At 57.9% G+C, this 5,595-nt stretch carries 4 protein-coding genes and 2 pseudogenes; all 6 read left to right on the top strand.

From position 1 onward, the window contains the following. The first annotated feature begins 542 nt into the window (after nucleotides 1–542). The 6 genes and pseudogenes from QOC89_RS28310 to QOC89_RS28290 all read left to right on the top strand — a co-directional run bounded on the left by QOC89_RS28310 (nucleotide 543) and on the right by QOC89_RS28290 (nucleotide 4,615). Entirely contained in the window at nucleotides 543–986 is a 444-nt protein-coding gene (locus QOC89_RS28310; protein ID WP_323048057.1) for a MarR family winged helix-turn-helix transcriptional regulator, read from the top strand. A gap of 25 nt (nucleotides 987–1,011) precedes the next feature. After that, nucleotides 1,012–1,419, top strand: coding sequence for a DUF1398 family protein (locus QOC89_RS28305; protein ID WP_323048056.1), 408 nt, complete (start codon nucleotides 1,012–1,014; stop codon nucleotides 1,417–1,419). A gap of 366 nt (nucleotides 1,420–1,785) precedes the next feature. Next, nucleotides 1,786–2,498, top strand: a pseudogene (locus QOC89_RS31985) (MCP four helix bundle domain-containing protein); the annotation flags it as partial. Between the two features lie 29 nt (nucleotides 2,499–2,527). After that, nucleotides 2,528–3,097, top strand: a pseudogene (locus QOC89_RS28300) (methyl-accepting chemotaxis protein); the annotation flags it as partial. Continuing rightward, the gene (locus QOC89_RS28295; protein ID WP_323048055.1) at nucleotides 3,094–3,630 is read left to right on the top strand and encodes a hypothetical protein; all 537 of its coding nucleotides are present in this window, start codon (nucleotides 3,094–3,096) and stop codon (nucleotides 3,628–3,630) included. The pseudogene QOC89_RS28300 and the gene QOC89_RS28295, both read left to right, overlap by 4 nt. A 130-nt stretch (nucleotides 3,631–3,760) precedes the next feature. Further along, complete coding sequence (locus tag QOC89_RS28290) at nucleotides 3,761–4,615, top strand: class II glutamine amidotransferase (protein ID WP_323048054.1); 855 nt, start codon at nucleotides 3,761–3,763, stop codon at nucleotides 4,613–4,615. Nucleotides 4,616–5,595 lie beyond the last annotated feature (980 nt).

Here is a 5,595-nt window from a genome sequence, read left to right as displayed (position 1 = left end):
AACGGTGAGGAATTCCAGGAGATGGCGCCACCTCGCTAAACGGTGAGGAATTCCAGGAAATGACGTCACCATGGGCAAAGGTGAGCGATTCCAGGAGATGGCGCTATCTCACTCACCGGTGAGGAATTCCAGGAAATGACATCACCATCGCAAAAGGTGAGCGATTCCAGGAGGTGAGCAACCGCCGTGTTGAACTCCCACCTGAAATACGGTGAGGATTTCCAGGAAATCCTCCAAATCCTCCTGACAGCCGACCGCGAAGCACCATTCAAACAGCCTTCAAAGAAGCACGCAAAAATCCATAGGTGAGAAGATTCAGGAGCCGGCGAGGTGAAAATAGCGCTACCTGTCTGTGCACTTTGACCTCTAAGGTGAGGGAATTCGGGAGCCTGTGCCCGGGCCTTCCCGATCAGTTTGGTGATCAGCTTGACACTAGTTTCCTAGGAAACTAATATTCGCTCAACGTTCATCACATACCACACCCTTCGATGCCTGGTTCCCGCCATAAAGATAAAGCCCCTAGCCCATTGCGTAAGAAACCGGTGAGTGACCTCGAAGCGCACGTCGGCTACTGGTTGCGCTTCGTGTCGAATCACGTGTCGCACGGTTTCCAGATGAAAGTAGAGGCGCATGGCGTGACGGTGTCCGAGTGGGTGTTGCTCCGTGAAATTTACGGTTCGGGACCGACGTCCGCCACGGCATTGGCCGCGCGCACCGGCATGAGCAAAGGCGCCGTATCGAAACTGCTGGCGCGTATCGAGGCCAAAGCGCTCCTCGAACGCGCGACTGTCGAAGAAGACCGCCGCAATCACGTTGTCGCGTTGAGCGCGGCAGGCAAGAAGCTCGTGCCCGAACTGGCGCAACTGGCCGATCAAAACGATGAAGAGTTTTTCGGCCACCTGCCCGCGTCAGTCAAGGCGATGCTTGTCGGCGTGCTGAAAGACATCGTCGCCGTCCATGGTCTGAAGGCCGTTCCCGTCGAGTAAATACGCAACCCTATTGGAGAGAGACATGTCCGCAAACCTGAACGAGGCAAGCCGCCGCATTGCTGAAGACTGCGCGCAACGCTCGCACGCCGGTTCGATCGATTTCGGCTCGGTCGTCCGCGCGCTCGGTGAGATTGGCATCGAATCGTATTTCACCGATTACCGGCGTGGCGAGCACGCTTACTACGCGTCCGGAGGCGAGACATATTCGATCGCTTTACCGTTAGCGGAGACCATGATCGCTGACGCGTTCGATGCGGATGCCGTTAATCAGGCCGTGCGCGGTGCGCAAAGCGGAGCGGTCAAATACCCGGAGTTCGTGCGCCGAACGATGGCGGCGGGATGCGTGGGTTATTTCGTCTGGATCGCGGGACGTCAGGTGCAGTATCTCGGCCGGCGCGGCGAAATTCACGTCGAGCACTTTCCTCAGTGACACGCAGCGCTTTGGCGAAAAAAGATCACTCCGCGTGAAACGTCGAAGCATTTTCCCTCGATCCGCTGACACATCTCGCGCCACGTGTTTGCCGTCCAATCTGCGGTGTAGGCCCACACACCGTGCGCTGTCGTAAAAGCGCGGCGCAGTGCAGCGCGAAAATCAATGGACCTCGGTTAACGGCCTCAAAATAAAAAACTTTGGGGGAATAGTTACCCTCCCGGACGCGGTCAAAAACCGTGTAGTCATCGCTTAGTAATATCCGTCAGCAATACTCGGCAGCGCTGTAAGTTTGACTTGGATTTCGTAAAAAACGCGCTGCTCCGATCGAGAGCTGACGCGAAGGCCAGACCCTCGGGGGGGCACATGACTATCCGTCATCGCATCACGTTGCTCGTGGTTTTAATGTTCGTCGCCTTGGCGGCGATCGGCGGGCTACGCCGTGTATCAGACGCGCGGAAGCGCAGCCGAAGTGCGCAAGGTCACCGAGGGCGTCGTTCCTGGCGGGTTCGCTTCGGCCGACCTCGTTTCGCAGGTCAAGGACGTGCAACTCGCCACCATGACCCTCGTCTACGCGCCGGACGCCAATAGGGTCGCCCAGGCACAAGACGAACTGAAGAAGAAAAAAGACTTGCTGCAACAAGGTCTCGCGCTGCAAGCGAAGGATGCCGCGAGCCACGCGCAGGAAGGTCTCGTTTCACAGGCCAAAGACAGTCTCGAGAACTACTTCTCGGCGATCACCGAGACGGCGAAGATGAAAGCCGACGGCAAGAACGAACTCGCCCAGGCGTATCTGTTCGCCAACGTCGCGCAGTATCGTGACGAGCTCGAAGGTATCGTCGAAACCCTGCGCGTCGAGAAGAACCGCCAGAAAGACGAAGCGATCAGCACACTCAACGCCACGCTCGCCACCACCACGACGGCCATCGCGATCGTCACCGGTATCGCGATCATTCTGCTGACGTCGTTCGGCTCGCTGCTCTACCGTCAGATCACTCGCCCGTTCAGCCGCATGCAAGCCATGATGAGCGAGATCGCATCGAGCCAGGATTTCACGCGCCGTGTGCCGGTGAAGGCGTTGTCGGAGGAACCCGTCGAGCAGGACGAAGCGATCCGCGAACGCGAACAGGCCGCGCAGGATATGGAAGCATTGGCCGCGCAGTTGCGCGAAGAATTGATACAGCAATCCACAAGCCTTGACGAGCTTCGCGCAACGCTGAAAGCGGCGACCGACGATAAAGACCAGTGGGGGTATCAGGCGCACCAGATCGCCGGCGAAGCCGCGCGCCTGAAAGGTCTCGGCGCAACCTTCGAGCGTTGGCACGAGCAGATGATCTCGCTGATGACGCAGAACCACGACATGCACGCGAAGAATCAGGAACTGTCCTCGATCGTCCGGCATGTGGTGATCGTTTCGCTGAATGCGTCGATCGAAGCCGCGCGCGCCGGATCGGCCGGACGCGGCTTCGCGGTGGTGGCGAGCGGGGTCCGGGCGCTCGCCGCGCGTTCCGAGGAATTATCGAAGAGCTATCGCGACAGCCTGCACCGCAACGATCTGACCACGACCTCCACGTTCCAGGACATCCAGGCGGGCGGCAAGATGATCGCGGCGTCGCTTGCCACGGTCGAGTCGCTGGCCAATCAGTTTCAGGCGAAGCTACACCAGGTGCCGGCGTGATCTCGGGCAACGCGAAGGACAGCTTCGATCGCATTTTTCGCAAGGCGGCGCAGGCGCGCTTGCCGCTGGATAGCGCCGATACCTGCGAGATCGCGCCGCTCGACGAAGCCGGCCTGGGCGCAACGAAAGACACTCAGGTGGTCGTGCTGGCCATCTCGTCGATCGTGTTCAGGATGCTGCTGATCCTTCACTTCGACGAAACCGACGACACCCGCAACTACTATCTGAAAGAGGCCAACGAGCGGCCATTTCAGGAAGTCTTTCTGGAAATCTGCTGTCTGTGCTGCGGCGCGATGAATCAGGAACTGCTGCGCTATTTTCCGGACCTCGGCATGTCGACGCCTTATGTGCTGAGCGCGCGTTGCCTGCCGCATCTGCGGGAATTGAAGCCGGCGTTTCTATCGTCGTATTCGGTCACGCTGAACGGCTCGGTGCAATTGGCCGCGACGGTTTGCGTCTGTGCCCATGCGCCGATCGACTTTATGGCGGACACGGGTGTCGTTGAAGAAACCAGCGGTGAGCTAGCGAGCTAAACGCGGCAAGCCGGGCGGCCGCGCGCAAAGGTGAGGTTTTTCGGGAGCCCGCGCGCGGGTGGATGCGCAGGTGATTTGCAAAGCATGATTCGCTATAACGGCGGCGCTGGAAACACGCTAGTCTGCGAACATGTGCCAATTGCTCGCCCTCAGCTGCGCCGAACCCACCGACGTCAGTTTCTCGCTGACGGGTTTTGCCGCACGCGGCGGGCTCACCGACCATCATGTCGACGGTTGGGGCGTGGCGTTCTACGAAGACCGCGCGTGCCGCGTATTCGTGGATGAAAAGCCCGCGTATCAGTCGCCGGTGGCGCAGTTTCTGAAGAGCTATCCGATCAAGTCGCGCAATGTCGTCGCGCATATTCGCAAGGCGACGCAAGGCGGCGCGCGCGTGGAGAACTGCCACCCGTTCATGCGCGAGCTGCGCGGCCAGCAATGGGTGTTCGCGCATAACGGCGACCTCCAACCGCTCGGCGAACCCGAAGCCGGTCCGTATGCACCGGTCGGCACGACCGATAGCGAAGCGGCGTTCTGCTTCATCATGAACCGCCTCTACGCGCATTTCGCCGCTCAAGCGGACGCGAACGTGGACGACATCGACGCCGCCTTCGGCGTGATCGAACAGGCGACACGCACGCTGAACCCGTATGGCATTTTCAACTTCGTGCTCTCGAACGGCAAAGCGCAATTCGCGTATTGCTCGACGCGGCTGTCGTATGTGATCCGTCACTGGCCGTTTTCGAGCGCGCGTCTCGTCGACGGCGATCTGACGGTGGATTTCGCCGAGCGCGGCACGCCGGCCGATCGCACGGCGGTGATCGCCACCACACCGCTCACCGACGAAGTCTGGACCGCCTGCGAGCCGGGCGATCTGCTGATGTTCCGCAGCGGCGCGCTGGTGCGTCGCGCACACGTTCCGGTTCCCGCCGACGTCCTCGCGACTTCGAAATACGCGCCTTCCGAGTTGTCCGCCGTGCCGGCGTGATATCGCTTCAATCTGCGTAAGTGTGCGGCCTTAGCGTGTTGGGCACTTCCGGTCAGACCTGGCTGGGGCTATACGGGCGACACCGCGGCGCACTCCCAATAAAAATGCAATGTTCTCGGCATTCGCCAATGCGTGGTTGTCAATGCCGATCAAGATTGCCGAATAGTGTCTGCCGTGAAATCGTCATATCGTGTTTGTATTTCGTTATTCGTACCGATACAGCTGATTCGCCCAGTGCAGCAATGCCGCAGTGGATCTCTTTGTTGCGCGGCCGGGCAGAAATGATCGCATTAACCGAATATATCGGTTAATGTTGCGCGCTGCTATTGTGCAAGTTTCATCGAGGTATCTCGGGCGATGGATTATCACCAACTCGCAAATGTTGTGTCAATGATTGGTGTGGTTAAAAATTGTCTGTGATTGTCAATTTGTGTCTTTGGACGCTATTTTCTGCTGCCATCCCAGAGTATTTAGAGACGGCCTATTTAATTGATTGTAATGAAAATTACTGATCGATAAGACTACCGCTCCGGCGGGATTTGTCATGGAATAATTGCTCTAAATATTTTTATCTCATTAAAATTCAATGCGAGCCGATTGATATATCTGTTTTAATGGGCGTCCGGCTTTCCTTCACGTGATTAACATGCAATTTCGGATCCAATTCGACTGCTATCAGTCAATTGAATGCAGATAATCAGCCTGTATAGACGTCGTAATCTGGCGAAAGCGCGTATTGAGTCGACAAAGTTAAAAGCAGCTGACTCGAGAGATCCTGCCCGGTCGCGTGTCGGGGAATCGCTCAATGAGCGAATGGTCGATGACGGCACGTTCACCCCGGAATTCTTCCCATTTTCCGGTTAATGCGTGCGCCCGGGTAGCACGGCCTGACTTTTTTCATCAAGGAATCCCCGCTTCATGATAGTGACGTTTCCGCTCGAAGACGATCCGTATTACAGCGCTCCCCCAGCGCAGTCCTA

The sequence above is a fragment of the Paraburkholderia sp. genome, assembly GCF_034668105.1.
In the GTDB taxonomy this organism is placed as follows: domain Bacteria; phylum Pseudomonadota; class Gammaproteobacteria; order Burkholderiales; family Burkholderiaceae; genus Paraburkholderia.
Note: the sequence above shows the minus strand (reverse complement) of the source record. Positions and strands in the feature narration are given on the sequence as shown.